19 protein-coding genes and 1 rRNA gene are annotated in these 22,873 nt (G+C 60.5%); 11 read left to right on the forward strand and 9 right to left on the reverse strand.

Annotated elements, in window-relative coordinates; translation table 11 throughout:
• A 5S ribosomal RNA gene (gene rrf, locus MHX53_RS00005) occupies positions 1 to 116 on the forward strand.
• A gap of 65 nt (positions 117 to 181) precedes the next feature.
• Here rrf and MHX53_RS00010 read toward each other — a convergent pair.
• Positions 182 to 838: a hypothetical protein gene (locus MHX53_RS00010; RefSeq protein WP_239270788.1), complete on the reverse strand. Its 657-nt coding sequence runs from the start codon at positions 836 to 838 to the stop codon at positions 182 to 184.
• Positions 839 to 971: 133 nt separating this feature from the next.
• The gene (locus tag MHX53_RS00015; protein WP_239270789.1) at positions 972 to 2,468 is read right to left on the reverse strand and encodes a helix-turn-helix transcriptional regulator; all 1,497 of its coding nucleotides are present in this window, start codon (positions 2,466 to 2,468) and stop codon (positions 972 to 974) included.
• A 180-nt stretch (positions 2,469 to 2,648) separates the two neighbouring features.
• Here MHX53_RS00015 and aceA point away from each other — a divergent pair, with 180 nt between their 5' ends.
• The 3 genes from aceA (at position 2,649) to MHX53_RS00030 (ending at position 6,924) form a co-directional block, all read left to right on the forward strand.
• Positions 2,649 to 3,926 (forward strand): isocitrate lyase, encoded by a 1,278-nt coding sequence (gene aceA, locus MHX53_RS00020; protein WP_204515118.1) that lies wholly within the window; start codon positions 2,649 to 2,651, stop codon positions 3,924 to 3,926.
• A gap of 96 nt (positions 3,927 to 4,022) precedes the next feature.
• Positions 4,023 to 5,678, forward strand: a complete 1,656-nt coding sequence (locus MHX53_RS00025; RefSeq protein ID WP_239270790.1) for an aldolase/citrate lyase family protein — start codon at positions 4,023 to 4,025, stop codon at positions 5,676 to 5,678.
• A gap of 25 nt (positions 5,679 to 5,703) precedes the next feature.
• Entirely contained in the window at positions 5,704 to 6,924 is a 1,221-nt protein-coding gene (locus MHX53_RS00030; RefSeq protein ID WP_239270791.1) for an aminotransferase class I/II-fold pyridoxal phosphate-dependent enzyme, read from the forward strand.
• Between the two features lie 22 nt (positions 6,925 to 6,946).
• Here MHX53_RS00030 and MHX53_RS00035 read toward each other — a convergent pair whose 3' ends face one another.
• From MHX53_RS00035 to MHX53_RS00045, 3 genes are all read right to left on the reverse strand, one after another.
• On the reverse strand, positions 6,947 to 7,315 hold the full coding sequence (locus MHX53_RS00035; RefSeq protein WP_239270792.1) for a metalloregulator ArsR/SmtB family transcription factor: 369 nt from the start codon (positions 7,313 to 7,315) through the stop codon (positions 6,947 to 6,949).
• A 100-nt stretch (positions 7,316 to 7,415) separates the two neighbouring features.
• Positions 7,416 to 8,159, reverse strand: coding sequence for a hypothetical protein (locus tag MHX53_RS00040; protein ID WP_239270793.1), 744 nt, complete (start codon positions 8,157 to 8,159; stop codon positions 7,416 to 7,418).
• Between the two features lie 279 nt (positions 8,160 to 8,438).
• Positions 8,439 to 9,407 (reverse strand): NAD-dependent epimerase/dehydratase family protein, encoded by a 969-nt coding sequence (locus MHX53_RS00045; protein ID WP_204515113.1) that lies wholly within the window; start codon positions 9,405 to 9,407, stop codon positions 8,439 to 8,441.
• A 136-nt stretch (positions 9,408 to 9,543) separates the two neighbouring features.
• On the opposite strand from MHX53_RS00045, the gene MHX53_RS00050 reads away from it, so the two are divergent.
• From MHX53_RS00050 to MHX53_RS00070, 5 genes are read left to right on the forward strand one after another with little or no spacing between them, the layout of a single operon-like run.
• Positions 9,544 to 10,425, forward strand: a complete 882-nt coding sequence (locus tag MHX53_RS00050; RefSeq protein WP_239270794.1) for a hypothetical protein — start codon at positions 9,544 to 9,546, stop codon at positions 10,423 to 10,425.
• Between the two features lie 54 nt (positions 10,426 to 10,479).
• Positions 10,480 to 11,145, forward strand: coding sequence for a hypothetical protein (locus MHX53_RS00055; protein WP_239270795.1), 666 nt, complete (start codon positions 10,480 to 10,482; stop codon positions 11,143 to 11,145).
• Positions 11,142 to 11,993 carry a DUF692 domain-containing protein gene (locus MHX53_RS00060; RefSeq protein WP_239270796.1) on the forward strand — a complete coding sequence of 284 codons (852 nt, stop codon included), beginning with the start codon at positions 11,142 to 11,144 and terminating at the stop codon, positions 11,991 to 11,993. The genes MHX53_RS00055 and MHX53_RS00060 overlap by 4 nt, the downstream gene beginning before the upstream one ends.
• On the forward strand, positions 11,990 to 12,505 hold the full coding sequence (locus MHX53_RS00065; RefSeq protein ID WP_239270797.1) for a hypothetical protein: 516 nt from the start codon (positions 11,990 to 11,992) through the stop codon (positions 12,503 to 12,505). Before MHX53_RS00060 ends, MHX53_RS00065 begins: the two co-directional genes overlap by 4 nt.
• Positions 12,506 to 12,535: 30 nt before the next feature.
• Positions 12,536 to 13,339, forward strand: a complete 804-nt coding sequence (locus MHX53_RS00070; RefSeq protein WP_239270798.1) for a 3-oxoacyl-ACP reductase — start codon at positions 12,536 to 12,538, stop codon at positions 13,337 to 13,339.
• A 3-nt stretch (positions 13,340 to 13,342) separates the two neighbouring features.
• On the opposite strand, the gene MHX53_RS00075 is transcribed toward MHX53_RS00070, so the two are convergent.
• The 3 genes from MHX53_RS00075 to MHX53_RS00085 all read right to left on the reverse strand — a co-directional run bounded on the left by MHX53_RS00075 (position 13,343) and on the right by MHX53_RS00085 (position 17,895).
• A complete protein-coding gene (locus MHX53_RS00075) occupies positions 13,343 to 16,072 on the reverse strand; it encodes an alpha/beta fold hydrolase (RefSeq protein WP_239270799.1) in 2,730 nt (909 codons plus the stop codon).
• Between the two features lie 23 nt (positions 16,073 to 16,095).
• A complete protein-coding gene (locus MHX53_RS00080; RefSeq protein ID WP_239270800.1) occupies positions 16,096 to 17,133 on the reverse strand; it encodes a 3-oxoacyl-ACP synthase III in 1,038 nt (345 codons plus the stop codon).
• Between the two features lie 177 nt (positions 17,134 to 17,310).
• Positions 17,311 to 17,895: a dienelactone hydrolase family protein gene (locus tag MHX53_RS00085; RefSeq protein WP_239270801.1), complete on the reverse strand. Its 585-nt coding sequence runs from the start codon at positions 17,893 to 17,895 to the stop codon at positions 17,311 to 17,313.
• 75 nt (positions 17,896 to 17,970) lie between these two features.
• Between MHX53_RS00085 and MHX53_RS00090 the strand changes: the two genes are divergently transcribed.
• Together MHX53_RS00090 and MHX53_RS00095 are read left to right on the forward strand one after the other, a co-directional pair.
• The gene (locus MHX53_RS00090) at positions 17,971 to 19,323 is read left to right on the forward strand and encodes an MFS transporter (RefSeq protein ID WP_239270802.1); all 1,353 of its coding nucleotides are present in this window, start codon (positions 17,971 to 17,973) and stop codon (positions 19,321 to 19,323) included.
• 46 nt (positions 19,324 to 19,369) lie between these two features.
• Complete coding sequence (locus MHX53_RS00095) at positions 19,370 to 21,487, forward strand: DUF255 domain-containing protein (RefSeq protein ID WP_239270803.1); 2,118 nt, start codon at positions 19,370 to 19,372, stop codon at positions 21,485 to 21,487.
• Here MHX53_RS00095 and MHX53_RS00100 read toward each other — a convergent pair.
• Entirely contained in the window at positions 21,484 to 22,857 is a 1,374-nt protein-coding gene (locus tag MHX53_RS00100; RefSeq protein ID WP_239270804.1) for a M18 family aminopeptidase, read from the reverse strand. The genes MHX53_RS00095 and MHX53_RS00100 overlap by 4 nt on opposite strands.
• Positions 22,858 to 22,873 lie beyond the last annotated feature (16 nt).

Raw genomic sequence — 22,873 nt, forward strand, 5'->3', positions numbered from 1 at the left:
GCGGTGGTTATAGCGTCAGGGAAACGCCCGGCCCCATTCCGAACCCGGAAGCTAAGCCTGACAGCGCTGATGGTACTGCACACGAGAGTGTGTGGGAGAGTAAGACACCGCCGCAAAACCACTCTTATCATTAAGGGCCTGACCACCACACCGGTCAGGCCCTTAAACAATTCACCCAAGCTTAGTTCACCTTGACGTTGTCGGGCAGGCTTGGGAACTTGATCTGGTACTGGATCATGCCGTCCTTAAGTCCTTTAACAATGACGGTTCCAAAGTATGGTCGGTCTGGTGTTTCAAGCTCACAGCTCTGCGAACCCCGACCCCTGTAAACCTTCACGTCGTCTCGACACTCCACCGCTGTTAGCTGCTTCATGTTGTACTTGTTCTTCATAAGGTCGTAGATATCAGCTTCAATTGCGGCTTTAGGAATGACACCGGTACCGTCTTTATCGACCTTGACTCGAGTGTCTGAAGCTTTATTTGAGGTGTCTTGGCTTTCGCTTGTGCCGGAGCCCGAAGAACTGCCGTTCGACGAGCTACTACCGGAAGATCCACTGCCATGGTTACTGGTGCCACTGTTGCTTGAACTGCTACTGGAGCCCGAGTTGCTCTGATCAGTTCCGTTGTTGCCCTGAGGTGCTGTTCCCTGATCCGGTGCTGTTCCCTGGTCCGGGGCAGAACCTTGGTCAGGTGCAGTTCCGTCACCCTGAGGCTGCTGTTCGGTGCCCTGGCCTCCCTGTTGCTGGATCTGTTCACTCAACAGACCACAACCGGTAAGTGAAAGTGATGCCGCAACTGCAGCGGTAACGACGGCTGTGCGAATGTGTAGCTTCTTCATCATCTGTACTGTCCTCTCATGTGATGACTTGTATTGATTACTACGCTAGGCGTCAGCATCACGGATGTGGGCGTGGGACAGTAGTCACCCGGATACACATGTGGCCAGACCATCACATGTGGTCACGGGCACGTCATGAACTGGGGGAGTGCTTCTCTAGAAACTCAAACACCTCGGTGGAATCAACTCCGGGAAACACTCCGGGTGGCACAGCCGCCAGAAGCGACGAGTGAGTACGGGCCGACGGCCATGATGCATCCGCCCACTTTTCTTCCAACCACTCAGGCGGCTTCCGGCAGCAACTAGGGTCCGGGCACCACGACTTCGAGCGCACATGCGTGTCACGCCCTTCAAACCACTTGACGTGCGCGAAAGGAACACCCACGCTAATCGCAAAATCGCCGGCGCCAGGCATGACGCGCGCAGTACACCAGTACGTGCCATCCGGAGTATCGGTGTACTGAAAGTACGGGCTGAACCTGTCGGCAACAGTAAACACCGTGCGCGAACTGAACCGCTTACACGCATACTGCCCCTCAACCGCGCCAAGCGGGTCCGTGGGGAACGGCAAACCGTCATTCGAGTACGCCTTATGAATCGTCCCGTCGATGTGTACCTTCATGAAGTGAACGGGCAAATCCAAGTGCTCAGTGGCCAGATTCGTGAACCGGTGGGCAGCGGTTTCATAGCTCACGCCAAAGTAGTCGCGCAGCTCCTCAATAGAAATCCGACGATTTTTCTTAGCTTCCTGCAGGAACGGAACGGCTGACTTTTCTGGGATCAGAAGCGCTGCAGCGACATAATTGGCTTCCACACGCTGGGTGAGGAAGTCTTGATAGTCAGAAGGCGGTTTCTGCTCCAAGATTGCTGAGGCCAACGCCGTCAACAAATTAGACCTCGGATCCGTCCCTGCAGCATCGTCATTCGACATGTACAACCGCTTATTGAGCGTGTCGGACAACGACCGCACTGACCGGGGCAAATCAGACACATAGTGCAGACTGAAGCCCAGCCGCTCAGCAATATGAGCCGCGTCCCGGCGGCTCAATGGCCCGCCGTGATAGTCGATGTGGGCCAACACTTGCCGCGCCCGCTCCTCCAACTCCCCAAAGTAGTTGCCACGCGACCGCATCTTTTCACGCAACAGCCGGTTAGTGCGCCGAGCCTCTTCAGGTGTGGCAGCGCGCTTCTTCGTCATGTCGTGCAGACTCCGCTGGAGGCCCACGATCGCCTCGAGCGCGTCGTTGGGAAGTGACTTCACGCGCACCGTGGGCAAGTTGAGTGAGGAGTAGAGGGGTGAGCGCTGTGCGCGCTCGGCTTCCAGCTCTAAGGCTTGCCGTTGTGACACGGGGGTGGGGTCAAGGAGTTCGGCCGCCGAGGTGTCAAGCGCCTTGGCAAGTGCCGTCAGGAGCGTAATAGAGGGTTCTCGCTTGCCTGATTCAAACGCCGATATTTGTGAAGCGGCCCGGCCCACTCGTTCGCCCACTTGTTCCAGGGTCATCCCATGTTCGGTGCGAAAGTGGCGGATCTTGCGACCAATGCTGAGTGCGTCAGCGGTTCCTTCGGCGGTGTGTTCGCTCGCACCTGTGTCGGCGCCGAAACTGCGTGCGCCTGGCATGTGTTCTCCCATGCGCTTATCTTAATGTGACTCGTGCCACAAAAGCGACATACTCACGCAAAACAGAAAAACGGTCATTTTTTACTCGAGAAAAACCTTCCGGCCCCCTTGCGCACACCGAATACTGGTTTCACAGCAACAAAAAAGCTTGCATCACCCAATGCAAGAACACTCATATGAAAGCGAGAAGCGATGACTAACGAACTCCACAACGCCGATGCAATCCGCAGCGACTGGGCAACCAACCCACGCTGGTCCGGTGTCGCCCGTGACTACACGGCAGATGACGTGGTTAAACTGCGCGGATCGCTGATCGAAGAGCACACGCTTGCTCGTCACGGTGCCGAGCGCCTGTGGAACCTGGTCCACTCGGAAGACTTCGTTAACGCGCTGGGTGCCCTCACCGGTAACCAGGCAGTACAGCAGGTCAAGGCCGGCCTCAAGGCGATCTACCTGTCTGGTTGGCAGGTCGCGGCAGACGCCAACCTCGCATCCCAGACCTACCCAGACCAGTCCATCTACCCAGCCAACTCGGTGCCAGCAGTCGTGCGTCGCATCAACAACGCACTCATGCGCGCCGACCAGATTGAGACCTCGGAAGGCACCACCTCGGTCGAAGACTGGCTGGCACCCATCGTCGCTGACGCGGAAGCCGGATTTGGTGGCGCGCTCAACGTGTACGAACTCATGCGCGGAATGATCAACGCTGGTGCTGCTGGTGTCCACTTCGAGGACCAGCTGGGATCCGAAAAGAAGTGCGGCCACCTGGGTGGAAAGGTGCTGGTGCCCACTGCACAGCACATCCGCACCCTCAACGCAGCCCGCCTGGCAGCCGACGTTGAAAACGTCCCCACCCTCATCATCGCGCGAACTGACGCGGAAGCGGCAACCCTGATCACCTCGGACGTGGACGAACGCGACCAGAAGTACCTCACAGGGGAGCGCACCGCGGAAGGCTACTTCAAGGTCAACAACGGACTGCAGCCATGCATCGACCGCGGTCTGGCATTCGCACCGTACAGCGACCTGCTGTGGATGGAAACTTCCACTCCAGACCTGGATGTGGCTCGCCAGTTCGCGGAAGCGATCAAGGCTGAATACCCAGACCAGATGCTGGCTTACAACTGCTCGCCGTCGTTTAACTGGAAGAAGCACCTGGACGACGACACGATTGCCAAGTTCCAGCGCGAACTCGGAGCCATGGGATACAAGTTCCAGTTCATCACCTTGGCCGGATTCCACGCACTCAACTACTCCATGTTCGACCTGGCACACGGTTACGCACGTGAACAGATGAAGGCATACGTCGAACTGCAGGAACGCGAGTTCGGTAGTGAAGAGCGTGGCTACACCGCCACCAAGCACCAGCGCGAAGTTGGAACCGGCTACTTCGACCTGGTCAGCACGGCAGTCAACCCACAGTCCTCGACCACCGCGCTGAAGGACTCAACTGAAGCAGCGCAGTTCTAAACCGCTCTACACCGCTCTAAAAACAGAGCACCCCACACTTCGAGGCGCCCGGTAGCCTGAGCCACTACTGGGCGCCTCGAACTACAAGGAGGCACCATGTTCACCGTCAACGGGCCACACATCACCGGCATCGACAACATCTTCACTCCCGCCGCGTGCGATTTCCTCGACGAACTCCACCGCGTGTTCTACGCGCGCCGACGCGAACTTCTCGCCGCCCGCAACGCCAGCCGAGGTGGTTTTGAGAACGGTGACCTCCCCACTTTTGACCCTGCCACCAGCGATATCCGCAACGGAGACTGGAAGGTGGTGGGCACCTCGGGAGCGCCGGGACTCAAACGCCGCGTGGTGGAGCTGGCGACCCCGGTGGAACCCCGGGAGGCCGCCAAGTCGTGTAACTCCGACGCTGACGTGTGGATGGCTGACCTGGAAGACGGCATGGCGCCCACCTGGTCGAACGTGGTCACCGCCCACGAATGCCTCATGCGGGCTGCCCGTGGTGATTTCGCGTTCCAGTCGCGTTCGGGGAAAACCTTCAAAGCACGCAACCCGCACCCGCCCACGATGGTGCTGCGACCTCGGGGATGGAACCTCACAGAAGACCACCTGACCTGGACGGACGCGACCGGGCGCGCGCACCCAGCCAGTGCGACCCTGGTGGACTTCGGGCTGTTCGTCTTCCACAACAGCCGGCCGTTGCTCAAGCGCAATCACGGGCCGTACTTCTACCTGCCCAAGGTGGAAAACAGGTACGAGGCGCGGTTGTGGAACAGCCTGTTTGAGCACGCGCAGGAGACTCTGGGGTTTGCCCGGGGGACGATTCGGGCGACGGTGTTGATCGAGTCGGTGACGGCGGCGTTCCAGATGGACGAAATCTTGTACGAACTGCGTGACCACGTGGTTGGCTTGGCCGCTGGGCGTTGGGATTACGTGGGTTCGCTGGTTACGCACTTTGGCCTGCGCGAAGGGTTCACGGTTCCGCAGCGGGACGAGATTCGGTCGGATTCGCCGTTCATTCGCGCGTTTACGGACCTGCTGGTGAGCACGTGTCACCGGCGTGGCGCCCAGGCGTTGGGCGGGCTGAGTACCGCTGTGGTTGAGTCTGCGCATTTGCCGGTTGCGGAGCCACATGAGCGTGAGCGCGTGTATGAGGACAAGCTGGCCGAGGTATCCGCTGGCTTCGACGGCACGTGGATCGCGCACCGGTCACTCATCGATGTGGTGCGTGCGGCGTATGGGAAGGCGCGGGCTGACCGTGTGTCGGCTCCCGTGGCCGAGGTCGTCGCCACCGACCGTGTAGATCTCACCGAACAGTTGCTCACGGTGCCTTCCGGGGTGATCAGTGAGGAAGGTGTGCGGTGGAACTTGCGGGTGTGCCTGCACTACATCGATGCGTGGCTGCGAGGCGTGGGTAGTGTCGGTTACAACGGGTACGTCGAAGATGTGTCGACGGCTGAGCTTGCGCGGTTGCAACTGTGGCAGTGGACGCGCCAGGGTGTGACTTTGGAAGATGGGCGGATGCTTAGCCAGGCGCTGGTGACACGATTCCTGGTAGAAGAGTTGGCCGTGCTTCCGCGCACCAACGCTGACCATTTCGACGAGGCTGAAGACTTTGTTCACAGCGCGTTGCGGAGCGAAAGCGCACCCGAGCCGTTCTACCCAGTGGCCTACCGTGACCACATGGTCTTCCGTGGGGCGTCGGTGCTGAGCCCTTCGCGTGGCAGTGCGCCCGGTGTTTCGCGCGCTGCTTAACGGGTTGGTGTGACACCATGTGAACATGAGTAGCAACCAACCTTTACCCAGCACCCTGACACGCATTTCAGACCGGGCGAAGGTGGTGCGCCCGTTCTCTGTCATGAACATTCTGCAACGTGTAGCAGAACTCGAAGATCAGGGTCGCGACATCATTTCCCTGTGCGTGGGTGAACCGCTGCAGGGCGCACCTAAAGCAGTTCGCACCCGTGCTGCAGACATCATGACCGATGGCACGTCCCTGGGCTACTCGCCAGCCGCCGGTATCCTGCCTCTGCGCGAAGCACTGTCCGGCCACTACAAACGCTGGTACGGACTGGACATCCCAGCCGACCGGTTCTTCGTCACCACGGGATCCTCCGGTGCGTTCCTCCTGTCCTTCCTCGCGTGCTTTGACCCAGGTGACCGCGTGGCTCTGGCCCGTCCCGGCTACGCGGCGTACAAGAACATTTTGGCCGGCCTGGGTATCGAGGTCGTCGAACTGGACTGTGGCCCCGACGAACGCTTCCAACCCACGGTTGAATTGCTGGACCAGGCACACAGTGAAGGTGCGCTCGCGGGTATCATGCTCGCCTCACCGGCGAACCCCACCGGCACCATGATCCCTGGTGAGCAGTTCGAACAGCTCTCCAAATGGTGCCACAGCCACGACGTTCGCATCATCAGCGACGAAATCTACCACGGCATCACCTTCACGGACTCGATCGGTGACTGCGCCCTGCAGTTCAACGACGACGCAATTGTCATCAGCTCATTCTCTAAGTACTGGGGCATGACCGGTTGGCGTTTAGGCTGGGCCGTTCTGCCCGAAAACCTTGTGGACACAGTTTCGGGCCTTGCTGGAAACTACGCGCTGTGCGCCCCGGTTCCAGCTCAGCACGCCGCCGTGGAAGCCTTCACCGAATCTGCCTACGCGGAAGGTGAGGAGGCCCTCGCGGGATTTGCTCGCGCGCGTCAAAACGTTCTGGACGCTGCCCCGTCGCTGGGCTGGCGTGACCTGGCACCTGCTGACGGCGCGTTCTATATGTATGGCCTGGTAGAGGACGTCCTGGGGCCGTATGAAACCGCCACCCAGTGGTGTTCGGCGTTGCTGGAAACGGAAGGTGTCGCGGTGTCGCCCGGTCTTGACTTCGACAACGTGAACGGTGACAAGTGGGTGCGTATTTCCTTGGCTGCCGGGCCCGAGGCGGTTGCTGAGGCCCTGCGTCGCATCGCCAAGTTCCAAGCGGCTTATCTGGAAAAGTAAGGCGCGGGTTGGGTTTGCTTGGCTAGTTGGCGTTCTCGAGTTCGTTGACGTGGGCCATGGCGTCAAGAATGATGTGCGCGACGTGGTCGTCCATGAGCGAGTAGATCGCTTCTCGACCATCGCGTTGCACGGACACCAGATGAATCCCACGGAGCACTTTGAGGTGCTGTGACACCAGTGGCTGTGACAGCTCGGTTGCGATTACGATTTTGCTGACGCTGGCCGGTCCATGGGACAAAGTGAGCAGAATCTTCAGGCGTGACGGTGTAGCAAGAGCTTTGAATAGTTCAGCGGTAAGGCTGATGTTTTTTTGCGACGAAAATTCTGTTGGAATGTCGCAGTCACCCTCAGGGTGAATCTTGCTGACATCGACGGCTGTAGTTTCTGACATATTGAGTATCTTACCCGCGTGGAACAAACGACGTGTCTCCCTGGCTCCCTTCCCCTAGTAGGCGCCTGGGAGACACGCGCGTCGTGCCACGTGGCGTGGACTATTCAACCGGTCCTGCATGGTGGATCTTGGGCGCGTCGTCATTGGCCTTGAGCGTTCGCCATGCCAAGTTCTCCCACTTGCCGTAACGGTCCGGGTATCCCGAACGCTGCACAGCTTGCGCAGCGTCGTTCAGGCTCATCTTTTCCCAGCCTGGAATGTCCAGAAGACCCGCGTTCTCCACCTTGGGGTTCACGCCGTAGAAGGACTGAGCAGCAAATGTGCGCGTTTGGACTTCGTCTTCGGTTCCCCAGTTGTACTTGGGGCGTTGCTGGAACAGCCCCTTCGAGTCCTTGTCGCCGTGATCCAGGTTGTACATGTCGGATTCCTGGAACGCTGTCATCAACGCGATCTGAATTCCCCGGTCAGATACGTTGAACGCGCGTCCCACGCCAATAATGATGCGGGCGTTTTCAATCTGGTCTTTGTCCAGATACGACGGCTGCGGAGGAAGCTGTCGCTTGGGCTCTGGCTTCGGTTCTGGCTTCGACTCGTTCTGGACTGGATCTGCCTGTGGCTTCGACTCGTTCTGGACTGGCTGAGTCTGCTCTGATTCTTCCGGTGTCGAGTCAACTGGAGCCGGTGACTGCGACTGTTCGGGTTGCGCAACATCATCGCTCGTCGAGCTGGAATTGTTGTCGGTCACATTACCCGTCAGTGACGGCATCGCCGACGCGGGAGCTGAAAAGAGGCCTACTGATACAACGCCTACAGCGATTGCAAGTGGCAATTTTGTCTTAAGCATATGTTCCTAAAAGTGGGAAGTGGGAGCATTTAGCTTGTGTCGCCAAAAAGGATCGTAGTAGACATTTGCGTCAAATGATACACGCGAGCGTAGCCGAAACGTTATAAATAATGCTTACACCGATGTGATTCCGCAGGTCATGAGCACATCAAAGCGCGTAGAAAAAAGTTAAAAAAAGTTTCAAAATGAACGCTTATCGCGTGTCATGCTTGCAATCCCAGGTGGGTGTCGTTCCAGTCGTGCGTTGCTCGGTCACCCCGCAACCACCTCGGCGGCGATTTACTTTCCGTAGTGCTGAGCCAGGATCTTCAGACCCTGCTCGATGCTCACAGCGGGCGTCCAATTTAGCGCCTCACGGGTGCGGCGCTGGTCAAACCAGTGCGCGGTCGACAACTGCTCGGCAAGGAAGTGCGTGAGAGGTGGTTCGTCGTCGTGCTCGGTGAGGTTCCACACGGTCTCAATCGCAGAACCTGCCACTTTCGCGGCGCCGGCTGGGACGTGCATGCGGATGGGGTCAGCTCCGCCAGCCACGGCAATCCTGTTGAGAAGTTCGCCAACCGGCCGAGGTTGCCCGTTAGTCACCACGAGTGCCTCCCCGTGCGTGTGGGGCACCACCTCAAGGGCTGCGAGGATCGCGTCTATAGCGTTCGTCGAATACAGCGTGTCGATCAGGGGAGTGCCCGAACCCAAGATGGGGATGCGGCCCTGTTTGGCGCGTTCGATGACGCGTTCGGTCAGTTGCGTATCACCAGGGCCCCACATGAGGTGGGGGCGTAGCACAATCACGGGGAACGAATCGGAATCTGCGTTCAGTGCAATGATTTCGCCCTGTGCTTTTGTGCGTGCGTAGTCCCCGCGGGCTGTTTGCGGGTTTGCGGGTTGGGCTCCATCCCCAATAATTGACGACCCTGAGTGTGCCACCGAAGGCGATGAAATGTGGACGAAACGCTTCACACCCGCAGCCTGGGCGGCTTCAACCACCGTGCGTGTTCCATCGATGTTCACGCGGTCAAACTGCGCCGAGTCACCCGCCATGGAGACTTTCGCTGCCAGGTGGATGACCGCCTCGGCGCCGGCGAGCGCACCTTCCACACACGCAGGGTCCGTGACAGATCCCAGCACATCCTGCGCCCCGTCAACCCCGGACGGCCTGCGCTGCAAAGTGGTCACGTGGTGGCCCTGCTCAATGAGCGCGCGAGCAACACCAGATCCCAACAGTCCAGAAGCGCCAGTGACACAAATTCGCATATCTCAAGCGTAGCCGGTTGGGTGGGTGGGGTTTGTGGGGTGGGTGCCCTGGTAGACCCCACATCCATTGCAAATCTACGTACAGATGTAACCTGCTCGCCACACACAGCGCACATTCAGCCCGTACATTTGAACCATGAACCTGTTTATGACCGATGTGCCGGGACCCGTGTTCCTGGCCTTTTACGCGGTGCTCATTGCGATATGCGTTGTCCTGCTCATCGTCGCGCGAATGACATCAGCCGGGCCGCTACGCAAAACCCCTAACGTGCTCGAACTGGCCTACGCATCAGGTGGCCGCATAGGCCTGGTCACCACCGTCGTGTCCCTACTCGACCCGCCACAGCGCCTGGAACACCTGGAACGTCACGGTAACCCAGAGCTGTACCGCAACATCAGCTCGCACCCCATTGTGGGACGGGTGCGCCAACTCATGGAGGCAACTGATCTTCAGCACCTGCCCATTTCCAAGCGCGCGGAGAACGACCTCGGGTTCAAAGAACTTGAAAAAGACCTCATTGCTGACATGAAGCGCAACCGCCTTCTGTCAGACAACAAGACGTTCCTGCGTAAACTGGCCGGCTGGTTCACGCTTGCAGTGTTTCTATTCGGACTTTTCCGTTGCGCCGTGGGCATGTTTAACGACAAGCCCGTAGGCTTCCTTGTGGCCATGACCTTTGGCCTCATTTTCTTGATCGGATTTTATGTGTACGCGGGCCCAACGCAGGCCATGAAGCGAACACGCGCCGTAACGCTTAAGGACACCATGGCGCAAATGAGGGGACTTGAACCTCAGTCGCAAGCGTTCGCCCTGGGCTTCCCCCTGGCCCTGGCGGTGGGTGGAGCCTCAGCCGCGTGGCAACTGGACCCATCGTTTGCCTCGTTGTGGGCGTTGCCAACGGCGGCAGCGCTCGCGGACGGTGCTGGCAGCTCCTCGTGCGGTTCAGGATCCTCGTGCAGCTCGTGTAGCTCGTGCGGTGGCGGTGGTGGCTGCGGTGGTTGTGGAGGTGGCGACTAGTCTGGTGTGTGGCTACCGTGTGCATGGGTTTGGTAGCCACAGAGGAGGAGATTCATGTTCGACCACATCACAGGTGGAGCTTTCCTGTGGTTCTATGGTGCCTCGGTGGTGCTGCTGTTCTTCATTGTGTGGGGCGCTCGCGTGATGGTGAGCCGCGAATACGCACGCACACCCAACATTTTGGAACTGGCATACTCCAAGGACCGCCGCTCAGGCGTATACGCCACCGTGTCCACGTTGGTGTGCCCTCCCGCTCGAGCCGAATACTTCGCACGCAACGGTGACGTGAAAATCTTTGGCGGGCTCATGCAACAGCCGCTCATTCAACGCGCCCTGGAGATCACCGACAAGCAAGAAGTCCCTGAGCACGTGTACGAACAACTTGCACGCGACGACTATTCGCGCGCCCTTGTGCAGGATCTTCGCCGTGGCATGCGCGAAACTGGCATGCTCATCAGCCCCAAGCACCCGGCCCTGTTGGTTGCGCAGGCCGCCGGGTTGGCTCTGTTTTTGTTGGGAACCGCGCGCCTGGTCATGCTGGCGTTCGCCCACGAACCGGTGTGGGGTCTGTTGATCGAGGTGCTGGTGGTCGTCGGGATTCTGGCCTGGGCTTTCCGCGAAAAGGTCTCCAACCCCACCAAGAAGTTCCGTTCGCGCAACTACAAGCAGCTGACCAATGACATTCGCTCCTTGGATGTATCGTCCCGAGGTCGTTCGTGAGTAGTCTCCCCGCGGGCTTAGGTGTGGGGTGGCGTTGGGAAATGCGTCAGTCGCAGGCCAAATTGACGCCTGCTTTTGTTGAGGTTCTAGCCGAGAACCACAATCCGGGCGCCTTGGATGAGCACCTGCAGGTTCTGGTTGATTCGGATGTCCCGGTGGTCACTCACGGGGTGTCACTGTCTCTGGGTTCGGCTGAACCCCCGGACGCGGATACCTTGAACATGCTCAACGCGGTTGCAGAAGCGTGCGACTCCCCAGTGATCAGTGAACACATTGCACTGGTTCGCGCCCAGGAACTAGACGGGTTTTCGTCGCCGCACGCCCGGGTGCTGGAAGCTGGGCACTTGTTGCCAGTCCCGCCCACCAGTGACCAGCTGGCTGTCATGGTCGACAACGTGAACCGCGCACAAGATGTGTTGCAACGCCCGCTCGCACTCGAGCCGATCGCCACCCTGGTGGAATGGCCGGACCCGCAGATGCCCGAAGGCGAGTTCGTGACAGCGCTCTTAGATGAAACAGGGGCCGGGCTCGTGCTCGATATTGCGAACGTGTGGGCAAACGCCACCAATCACGGGCGCGACCCGCTCACCGATGTTTTAGCTATGCCCTTAGATCGGATCGCGTACTGCCACATCGCGGGCGGTTCGTGGCGAGGCGATATGTACCACGACACCCACGCGAGCCCTGTTGTACAGCAAGTCATGGCGTTGGCCCATGAAGTGGTGGAGCGAACCGGTCCGGTTCCGCTCATGTTGGAACGTGACTCAGCGTTCCCACCTGAAGACGAAATGTTCGCTGAACTCAACGCGCTCGCCGACATCGCAGGCCTAGACAGGATCACGCCGTGATGGCCCGCGACCTCACCGCGATTCGCGAAAAGCTGGCACAGGACCAAGCTCAGTTCGTGGCCATCATGGTGGGTGGTGCGGACAACACGATGGGCTTGGACCAGAAAAAACTTGATGCGGCTCGAAGTAGCCTGTTTTCCAAACGTTTGAGCACCTTAGGTGGGCACTACCGTGGCCTTGCCGTGGGCCTGAAGCGCGCGCGTTCGCAAGGCGAACCTGCATGGGAAACGGCACAGGACTGGCACACCACACACCCACCTGCCGACCACGACACAGACGGCGCGAGCCTCCTATTCTGCCTGGCTGACGCGCGGCAGCTACCACCCGAGGCGCGGGCGGACTTCGTGGGCGCCCGCATCCGCTACCGAAGGGTCACAAGCGGGCCCGGCAACCAGTCAAAAGGCCAGCCTGATGTGAAACCCCGCATAGGTCCGTTCGTCGTGTCACAAGATGGACTCGTGGCGTTCGGCTGGGGCCGGTGGGCATGGATTTTTGGTCGGGGAATGCGATGATGGTGCCAACTACGCATTGGAGGAGTCACTATGGCTAACGCACATGCCCATTCGACAAATGCTTTGCCCATCAGCGACCAGATTGTCCTGATCACTGGGGGTGCCCGAGGTCTGGGCGCGGCTCTGACGAAGACGTTCGTTTCCGAAGGTGCCAGTGTCGTCATCAACTACCGCACCAGCGAAGATGCTGCAGGTGAACTTGTTAAATCGATTGAGGGACAAGGCGGCCGGGCGCTCGCCGTTCAGGCCGATGTCACCGACTTCCGCGCGGTTCTTGCCATGTTTAAGCACGTGCAAGAGGAGTGGAACGCCCCAGTGTCCACCGTGGTGAACAACGCGTTGGTGGACTTTTCCTTTAACGGCGACGAACGCCCCCACGCCGATGAAATCGACTACGAACACTTCTCTGCACAGTTCCGCGGTTCCGTGGGTGGTGCGGTGAACACGATCCAGTCGGCCCTGCCAGGGTTCCGCGAACTGGGGTCCGGGCGCGTCATCAACATTGGCACCAACCTGTTCCAGAACCCGGTTGTTCCGTACCACGACTACACCGCTTCAAAGGCCGCGCTTTTGTCCGTGACCAGGACTTTCGCAAAGGACCTGGGGCCTCTGGGAGTCCGGGTGAACATGGTGTCCGGCGGTCTGTTGCGTACCACGGACGCGTCTTCGGCCACCCCGCCCGAGGTGTTTGACGCTATCGCTTCCACCACCCCTTTGGGGCATGTCACCACTCCCGAAGAGTTCGCGGCGGCAGCCACGTTCTTCGCGTCCCCAGCTTCACGCGCTGTGACTGGTCAGAACTTGGTGGTCGACAACGGCCTGGTGTTCGACTGAGTTTCACCCCAGCTGGGCCTCGGCCCATGCGCGTAGCTGTTCGCGGTTGATCTTGGAGTTGTGGCGGATGTCGGTAAGGAAGTCCTTGGCCACAAGTACAGCCGCCACATCTAAGTCGCACTTCTCGAGTACGGTTTCTCGGATCTGTTCGGTGATGTCGAGGCCGGCCAGGCCCGGTTTCATCTCACCTGTGCGCTCCAAAACAACGACGAGTGCTTGGTTACCGTGTGGCCCAACACCCACCACGGCACTGCGCGAAACCCCAGGCACCGTGTCCACAACGGCTTCGACACCTCCGGGCGCCACTGGCCCATAAGGCGTGGTCACAATGTGCTGTGTGCGCCCTTCGACCCAGATGCGCCCCTGCGCGTCCACGTGACCAATGTCGTTGGTGCGGTGCCATGTGTGGCCACCTGCCGTGTCGCGTTTTGATTCGATATCGGTGAGCCACAGGCGGTCGTAGCCTGACTTGATGTGATCGGCTGACACCACGAACTCACCCAAGACCCCCACAGCTTCAGAAGCCGCAGACGAAGAGAGTTCAACCAGCTCATCGGACGGGGAACCGTCAGGAAGAATCGGGGCGATCGCAAAACGCACGCCTTCGATCGGGCGACCCACGCACACGCCGTGATCATTAGCCGCTTCCTTCGCTTCTGCCACGCCTTCGGCAGTGATGTCGGCTAGCAACAGACCTTCCGTCATGCCGTATGGCGAGTGAACGGACGCGTTGGGGAACACAGACTTGATCTTCCGCATGAGGTCAAGCGGAACGGGCGCGCCAGCAGACAGCGCCATCTCGACACCGGCGCACGCTTCGCGTTGTTCGTCAGTGAGCTCATCAGCGGTTGCCGCAACATTGGTGTAGGCGGCCGGGGACGCGAAAACCATGGTGCAGGACCCGGCGGCGACCGCCTCGGCCAGGGCGCGCGCCGTGAGCGTGCGCGGCTTGGTCACAGACATGTTCGGAGTCACAGAGCTGGCGCCAATTCCCGGCCCCAACAGCGCAAACGGCGGGAACCCAGCCACCAGGCCGGTACCCGGTTTGACGTCGAAATGACGTTTGAGAACCGTGGCCAAGGCACCCAGCGCTCGGTGCGTGTAACGCACACCCTTGGCCGGGCCGGTAGAACCGGAGGTAAACAGCACGGCCGCGTCGTCGTCCAGGCGCGGGGTTTGGATCTTTTCGTGCGACTTGACCCAGCGACGCGACATTTCAGTCATCGACGTCTCAACCCCCAACAGGCGGCGCGTGAGTGCGTTGAGCGGGGTCACTGAAATTCGGCGCCCAGGCCAGCCGGCACCTCGGGCCAGGGTCAGACCGGGCACCTCACCAATAATCCATTGCGGATCCGACGCCTTCACCGCCCGCGTCATGCCAGCCGCACCCAAGCCGGCGTCGGCAACAACCACGACACCTCCGGCCTTGAGCACCGCGTACGCGGCGGCGGTGAGGTTGTTGCCAGGAGGCACCAAAAGGCTCACACGGTCGCCGCGCTTGAGCCCCTTCTCCTGAAGGCTCAACGCGATCGCGTCAACCACGTGGCTCAGCTGCGCCCAGCTGATCGCCTGGTCCTTGCTCATGTCTACGCTGGCCACGGATGGGTCAGTGTGACGGGCGTCCAAGGCGTCAAAGATCATGGGTACGTCGTGCACGTCCTGTGTAGCCTGCACAGCCTGCACGTCCTGCGTTGCTTGCCCATCAGCCGGAAGCGTGGCCTCAAGCCACTGCAGAACCGTCGACGCGTAGTCCACATCTTCAGCGAACAAGTGGTTGGTGCGCTCGAACCGGTGAATATCGGCCTGGGGGAGTCGCTCGCGCAAGTCTCGCAGGTACCGCTCTTGGAAAACCGGGTCCTTGGGGCCCCACAGAATCAACGCCGGCGCTTCAATCGTGGCGATGTCGCGGGCCAGCTCTTGCAGCTCACCGTGTGACGGGTGGTCCGAGGTGGCTGGAATGTCCGCGACGAACTGACCGATTCCGTGGCGTTGGGCGGCCGTCTGGTACGGAGAGCGGTAGGCGTTTGCGACCTCGGCCGGCATGGAGTTCGACAGCGCCAAGGTGGCGCGAAGGAAGGCATCCGTGCGCACGGTGGAGTACGGCAAAACCGGGCCGGTGAGTGCCGCGCGCAGGGCCGCGGGAATGTTTTCGTTGTCGTCGTGCCATACCGCGGTGTTGAGGGTCATGACGGCGGCGACGCGGTCTTGGTTGCGGGCCGCCCAGGTCAGCGACAGCACCCCGCCCCAGTCGTGTCCCAGCGTGACCAGGGGGTGGTCCGCGCCCGAGGTGGCGGACACCTCGGCGGTCAACTCTGAGATGACAGCGTCAAAGTCCGCGACACGCTGCGCGATGCGGCGCTGCGTGGGATCGTCACCCAGCGGCGTGGGCAGGTTGGAATGCTCGATGCGTTCCGAGTACCCCATTTCCAGCTGGTCGGGGGCGATGACGCGCCAGGTGCGCGCTCCGGGTTGACCCGCTGCGTCCACTGTGGCCCGGGCCAGGCGACGCCACAAGTACGACCATGTGGGGTTTCCGTGCAGAGCGACGATCGTTCCGGTGGGCTCGAGGCCGCGCTCACGCAACGCGGGCAGGGTGTCGAGGACGTGGAACGAACGTTCGCCATCGAAGGTGGGCACCGTTACGACGCGTGACCACTGTGGGTCCCATTCGGCCAGGTCAGGTGGGGTGGTTGCCGGTGCGGCTCCGAACGCCGCCTGTGAAGGGTGGGACACGTCCTGCCTTTCGACGGTTTGTTTTACCAGACGATTTCAGTCATTGCGGTGTTGAGACCGGACCCAACGCCCATGGCCAGGATACGGTCGCCCGATTTGAGCTCGTCAACTTTGCGGGCCAGTGTGATGGGCAGTGACGCCGGCCCCACATTGCCGAGTTCAGGGAAGGTGATGGGCATGCGGTCGAGGTCCAAGCTAGCGGTTTTGGCCATCTCGTTGGTGTGGATCTTGGACACCTGGTGGGTGACGTACATGGTCATGTCGTTCCAGTCCCAGCCGTCTTCGTGGGCTTCGTTCCACGCGTTAATGACCAGTTCCATGCCGTTGGACAGTAGGCCGGTAGCGTCGGTGAACATGCCGTTGTGGTCGCCTACGCACAGTTCGTGGTTCCACGTGCCTGCGCGGGTCACTCCGCCCAGGACCTGGTGGCCTTCGGGGTGGCGGTCGGCAGGGCCCAGCACGGCGGCTGCTGCGCCGGATCCCAGGGTGAGCGAGGCGAACTCGTTGAGGTATTCCTCGCGCGTGATGTCGTCTTGGGATAGGCGCTTCAGGGTGGCTTGTTGGACGCGGGAGGCGTCTTCACCTGCGACAACCAGGCCGTAGTCGATTTGGCCAGAGTCGATCATGGTGGCCACCACGGTCATCCCGTTGACGAACCCTAAACACGCGTTGGCAATGTCGAAGTTCATGGCCGAGGTGGGTAACCCGATTCCGTGGTGAATGGACACCGCGACGGAAGGTTCGAGAGTTTCACGGGTCACGGACGTGTTGATCATGACGCCGATCTGGTCTGCGTCGACCTGAGCGCGTTCGAGGGCTTTTTTACCGGCGTCGACGGCTCCTGAGATGAAGTCGTGCGGGTTGTCCCAGTTGCGTCGGTAATCCACTCCGGCGACCCGCTGAAGCAGCCCCTGCGGGAGGTGCAAACGCTTGAGAGTTGAGGCCAGCTGCTCGTCGAATGATTCGGAGGAAACCGGGTTGGGGGCAGTTGTTTCCGCTATCCCCAAAAGCGCTACGTTGTTGTGCCGGAAGGTCGTATTGCCGGGAGTTCTGCCGTTCAAAAGCGTCCGTTCAATTCTTGCGTCGAGTAGGTTTGCGGTTAACAGGGCGGTGGAACTGCGCGAGCAACTGTGCATGTCACTGCGCGTGCCCTGTTTTCCCTATCCAGTCAATCCTAATGCTCAACGTCAAAATGGCTAAGCGGGGGTGTGCAATCCCACATTTGGTGACGCGTGCGGTCAGTGTGTGTTGACGAATGCGAGGACTCGTTCCCACATGAGGGTGGCGAGTTCTTCGTCGTATTCGTCTTTGGTGGGGTCGGCGAAAAGGTGTGCCTTGCCTGGGTAGACGAAGTGGCTGGCATGCGCACCCGCTTCTGCTGCGCATTTCACTAACAGCTCCGGCTGGCCCTCGTCGTAGAACGGGTCGCCAACCGTGTGGTGGATCTGGAGCGTGACTGACGCCTGCCAGCTGGTGGGTTTGGGTGTTCCGCCCGCGTGGAACAACAGTGCGCCGGCTGCTTGCGGGTGACGCTTCCCAAAGCTCTGCGCCATGGCGGCACCCAGCGAAAAGCCACCAAAAATGAAGCGTTCAGCTGACGAATCAGCGACGATCTCATCCACCGCAGCTGACGCGCGTTTGGCCAGCTCAGGGAACGTCACGTCGTCGCGGTAGGCAAGGCCGTCCGCGGTTTCAGTAAACACGTTTCCGTCGTAGAAATCTGGAAGGTGGACGGTGTGCCCGGCATCTTTGAGGACATCCGCCATGCGGTGCATTCCCTGGTCAAGCCCCAGCGCTGAGTGGAACAGAATAATGGTCGACATGTGACCAGCTTAACTAAACAGAAAACGCTACGTATAAGATTCTGCAGAACTATTTCTATGTGTGAAGAGGGTGGAATGAATCAGCCTGTAGCGCCCGCCGAGGTGACAGAAGGTAAAGGTGGAATGTCACCGGGAGCGGTCAAAGCGTTGGTCGCGTCGATCGCGGGAACGTTGATCGAGTGGTACGACTACGCTCTTTACGGCGCGGCTGCGGGTCTGGTGATTGCTCCACTGTTCTTCCCCGGACACTTGAGTGCGGCAGCAGGGTTGAGCACCTTCGCGACGTTCGCGGTTGGCTTCTTGGCGCGTCCGCTCGGAGGTGTGGTGATCGGGCACATCGGTGACCGTTATGGCCGGAAGCCCGCCATGTTGCTCACCATCATTCTCATGGCGGTGGCAACCGTGGGAATCGGGTTGTTGCCCACCGCCCACGCTATTGGTGTGTTTGCTCCTATCCTGCTGGTGCTGTTCCGGTTCATCCAAGGGTTTGGTGCCGGAGCCGAACTCACGGGTGCGATCACCGTGGTGGCCGAATACACCTCGCCAAAACGCAGGGGCTGGTTCACCGGTTTCATTCTGTCCATGCCACCACTTGGCATTGTCCTCGCGACCGGTGCGTTCCTTTGGGCGTCGCACCTTCCGGAGGACACGTTCATTTCGTGGGGATGGCGTTTGCCGTTCTTGGCATCGGCACTGCTGTTCTTTGTGGCGCTTTACATTCGCGCGCAACTGGAAGAAACCCCTGAGTACGTAGCGTCACAGGAAATCGCTGAAAAGCAGCAGGCCGAAAACAAAGTGCCAATCAAAGAACTCTTGCGCACGGACCTCAAGGGCGTTCTGCTTGGGTTCTTTGGCATGTTCGGCCACAGCGCACTCGTCTACCTGATTGCGTCGTTTAGTGTGTTTTACCTGACCAGCCCATATGTGGGCATGAGCCGTTCGGATGCCCTTGTGGCCGTCACCGTGGGGACCCTTGTCGCCGTTGTGACCACGCCATTTGCCGGGTGGGCCTCGGATAGGTTCGGGGCGGGCACGGTCCTGGCAACCGCCTCGGCCCTGGGACTCGTTTACGCCTACCCATTCCTCAAACTCCTGCAGATGGGCACGGTGCCCAGCGCCACCTTGGCGGTGGGCCTTGGATTCGGAGTGGTGATTGCCGGAACTTCCGGTTCACAGGGCGCGTTCATGGCCAACCTGTTCCCGCCCGAACACCGCTTCTCTGGAATGGCGCTGGCACGCGAGGCCAACGGTGCGATCGTGGCCGGTTTCTCGCCCATGATCGTGCTGGCGCTCATCAACGCGTTAGACGGAGCCGTGTGGGCAGCGGCCCTGTTCTTGGCGGCGTGTTCATCCGTGGCAGTCATCGCGATCCTGCTGTCACGTGGCGCTGGCAACAACGACAACGCCCGCGTGACCAACTGGGCGTAGAAGCGTAACGGGTGTGACCCGCGGGCCAGGTCAGTAGGCTACGGGTATGGATGCGAACGCCCTACACACGTCCACCAGCCCCTACCTGCAATCCCACGCCCACCAGCCAGTGAACTGGCACATGTGGGGCCCGGAGGCCTTTGATCAGGCCCGTGCCCGCAATGTGCCGGTGTTGGTGTCGATCGGCTACTCCACATGTCATTGGTGCCATGTCATGGCGCGCGAATCCTTTTCTGATCCGGCCGTGGCGAAAGTGCTTAACGACAACTTTGTGGCCATCAAAATCGACCGCGAAGAGTTGCCTCATGTGGACGAGTTCTACATGAACGCGCTCCAAGCCTTGCGCGGGCAGGGCGGATGGCCACTCAACGCGTTCACCGACCACCAAGGCGTTCCGTTCTTCGCCGGCACCTACTTCCCGTCGCACACCGGCCGCGGCCTCCCCACCTTCATCCAGGTCCTCCAAGCGGTCACCAACACATGGCGTGACCAGCAAGAACAGATCAGTGCCATCACCCACCGGCTACGCACCCAGTTGGTGGCGGTCGCGGACTCGACGACCGCCTCGGTGCCGGAAAGGGAACTTGCCAACCTCACCACTAACGTCACTGCCGACCAGCCAGCCGTCCCAGCCATCCCGCCTGAGGAACTCACCGCCTGGAGTGAACAACTGGCCGACCGTTTCGACCCGGTGTCCGGCGGATTCGGCGGGGCTCCAAAGTTCCCACCGTCGATGGTCCTGCAGGCGCTCATGCAGCGGGCGGACTTCGACGACAACGCGCTGACCATGGTGCGTACCACGCTGCACAACATCGCCGCTGGTGGCATGCGTGACCAGTTGCGGGGCGGGATCGCCCGGTACAGTACGGACGCGCAGTGGCACGTGCCGCACTTCGAAAAGATGCTCAGTGACAATGCTGCGTATTTGTCGGCGGTGAGCGCGTGGCTGGTGTGGGAGCACGCGCGTGACCCGCACAGTGCGCACACGGAAGTGGCCCGCGCCGAGGTCGTTGCCACCGCCCGCTTCCTCCTCGCCGATATGCGCCTGCCAGGGGGAGGGCTGGCGACCGCGTTGGATGCGGATTCGCCACTGGGCGCAGAGAGCGTGGAGGGCGCGTTCTACACGTTTACGCGCTCGCAAGTGGAACAGGCGCTGGCCCAGGTGGCAAACGCGAGTGACTACTTTGCCCTAGTGGAGTTTCCGCACAGTGGTGTTGAGGCGGGGGAGGACCGGTGCGCGTTGATTGCGCCCGGGCGGGGTGTCGATGTCGCGGGTAGTGAAGACTCTGGTGCTGCCGGAGGTCGACAAGGTCGCTGCGATGTTCAGCCCGTGATTGAGCACCTGCGGGCGCTGCAGGAGACGCGCACTCCGCCTAAACGGGATAACAAGCTGATCACTGAGGACGCCTGTAGGGCCGCGGTCGCGTTGGTACGTGCGGGTCTGGTATTGGGTGCGTCTGAGCTGGTTGACGCCGGTGCCGCCACGGTGCAGAGCGTGCTGGACAACAATCGCGTCTGCGAGCGACTGTTGCGGTCCACCACCGACGGGAAACCGGGGCCCAGCGCTGCCGGACTCGCTGACTATGCGGCACTGATCCGCGCCTTGCTGGAGCTGCATCAAGTGGTGGGGCTTGGGACGCATGAGCTGACACATGCGCGCTTGCTACCTCTGATCGAAGAGTTGTTCGACACCGCACGCGGGTTGTTCGTGCGTGACGGGCACGTTCACGATCACGCACCTGACTCGCTGGTGCCCGCCTCGGGGGCAAACCCAGCTGATTCTGTGGTTCCGTGTGGTCGCACCGCGTTCGCCGAGGTGGCCCTCCTTGTGTCTGTCCTGTCACCGGAGACTGGGGGAGGGGCAGCCCAGTTGGCGCGGGAGTTGCTGACGGTGGGCCATCCGTTCATGCAAAGCACCCCCAGGGCTGCCGGGTGGCAGGCGTATGTGGCGATGCGTATGAACGTGCCGCGGGTGAGCACCAGGGATCCGGAGCTGGCGCGGATTGCGTATGCGCATCCGTCTCAGCCTGTTGTGGACACCAGTGATGATGCCGGGGCAGGTGCCGCCGTGGTGTGCGTGGGCACCCGTTGCCTGCAACCGGCCACGGATGCCCACACGCTACGCGAACAGTTGAACGAGCTCAGCGTCCAGAACCGCAACTAACCCCGCACAAACGCAGACAGAACCGCCACCATGTCAGCGATGTCACTGACCGCGATCATTTCGCGGGCCGAGTGCATACTCCACAAGGCTGCTCCCACATCCACCGTGGTCATACCTAAGCGCGTGGCGGTGAGTGGCCCAATTGTGGAACCGCACGGCATGTTGTTGTTTGACACGAAGTCCTGGTAGGCAACACCGGCGTCCTCGCACGCCTTGGCCCACACCGCAGCACCCACCGCGTCCGAGGCGTAGCGCTGTTGCGCATTGAGTTTCAGGAGTGGTCCGCGCCCCAGGAGCGGGGTGATGCGTGGGTCGTGGTGCTCTGGATAGTTGGGGTGAACAGCGTGACCAGTGTCAGAGCTGACGCACACAGAACCAGCAAGACTGCGCATGTACGTGCCGGGTTCCTCTCCCTGGTACCCCCAGGCAGAAGCCATGCCATACACAATGCGTTCGGTGACCTGAGCAAGCATGGGGCCACACGCGCCGGACCGTGTCCCGGACCCCACTTCCTCATGGTCAAAGGCCGCAAGCATCACAATGTCGGTGGGGTCGGTGAGCTTTTCAATCGCACACATTCCCGCGTGAACACTGACCAGGTTGTCCAGACGCGGAGAGGCGAGAAACTCGTTGTGCGCACCAAACAGTGCAGGTTCCTGGGCCGCGCATGTGTAGATATCGTGGCCCAGGACGTCCTCCGGGTCGACGCCAGCGGACTGCGCCAACAGCTTCTCCAGCTCAACCGGTTCTAGGCCCACCACAGGTTGAGTGTGGCGCTGCTTATCCAGCTTGAGGCCATCGTTGACTCCGCGATCCAAGTGGATCGCCAGCTGCGGAATACGCCCCACCGGCCCCGTCGACGCCAAAGCAGTAGTGCCGTCACGCAAAGCAAGACGTCCCGCGAACACCAGTTCACGATCCAACCACGAATTCAGTAACGGTCCGCCGTAGATCTCCACGCCCACCTGTGCGGCACCAGCGTTAGTGAAGTCAGACTTTGGAGCCAATTTGAACGCAGGTGAGTCTGTGTGAGCACCAATGACGCGAAAAACCGGCGCACCCCTAGCGCCAGCCCCGCCAGCAGAAGCACCAGAGCCACCCTCAGCCCCTACACCACCTGTGTTTTTCGCAACATTTCCCGCAACAGTTTTGGGAAGAACAAACGCCATGACCGCACCGTCGCGGACAACCACGTAGCGTCCTCCCGGAACCAAATCCCAGGTCTGCGCTTCGTCAAGTATCTGAAAGCCCTGGCCAGCCAATCGGTCCCGAACATGAGCGGCGGCGTGATACGACGACGGTGACGCTTTCACCACGCTCATGAGGTCGCGCGCGTAATCGTGTGCAAGTGTTTCAGTTGATTGAGTCATACGTATAGCCTAGTGA

This window comes from Brevibacterium sp. ACRRH (assembly GCF_022346365.1).
Taxonomy (GTDB): domain Bacteria; phylum Actinomycetota; class Actinomycetes; order Actinomycetales; family Brevibacteriaceae; genus Brevibacterium; species Brevibacterium paucivorans.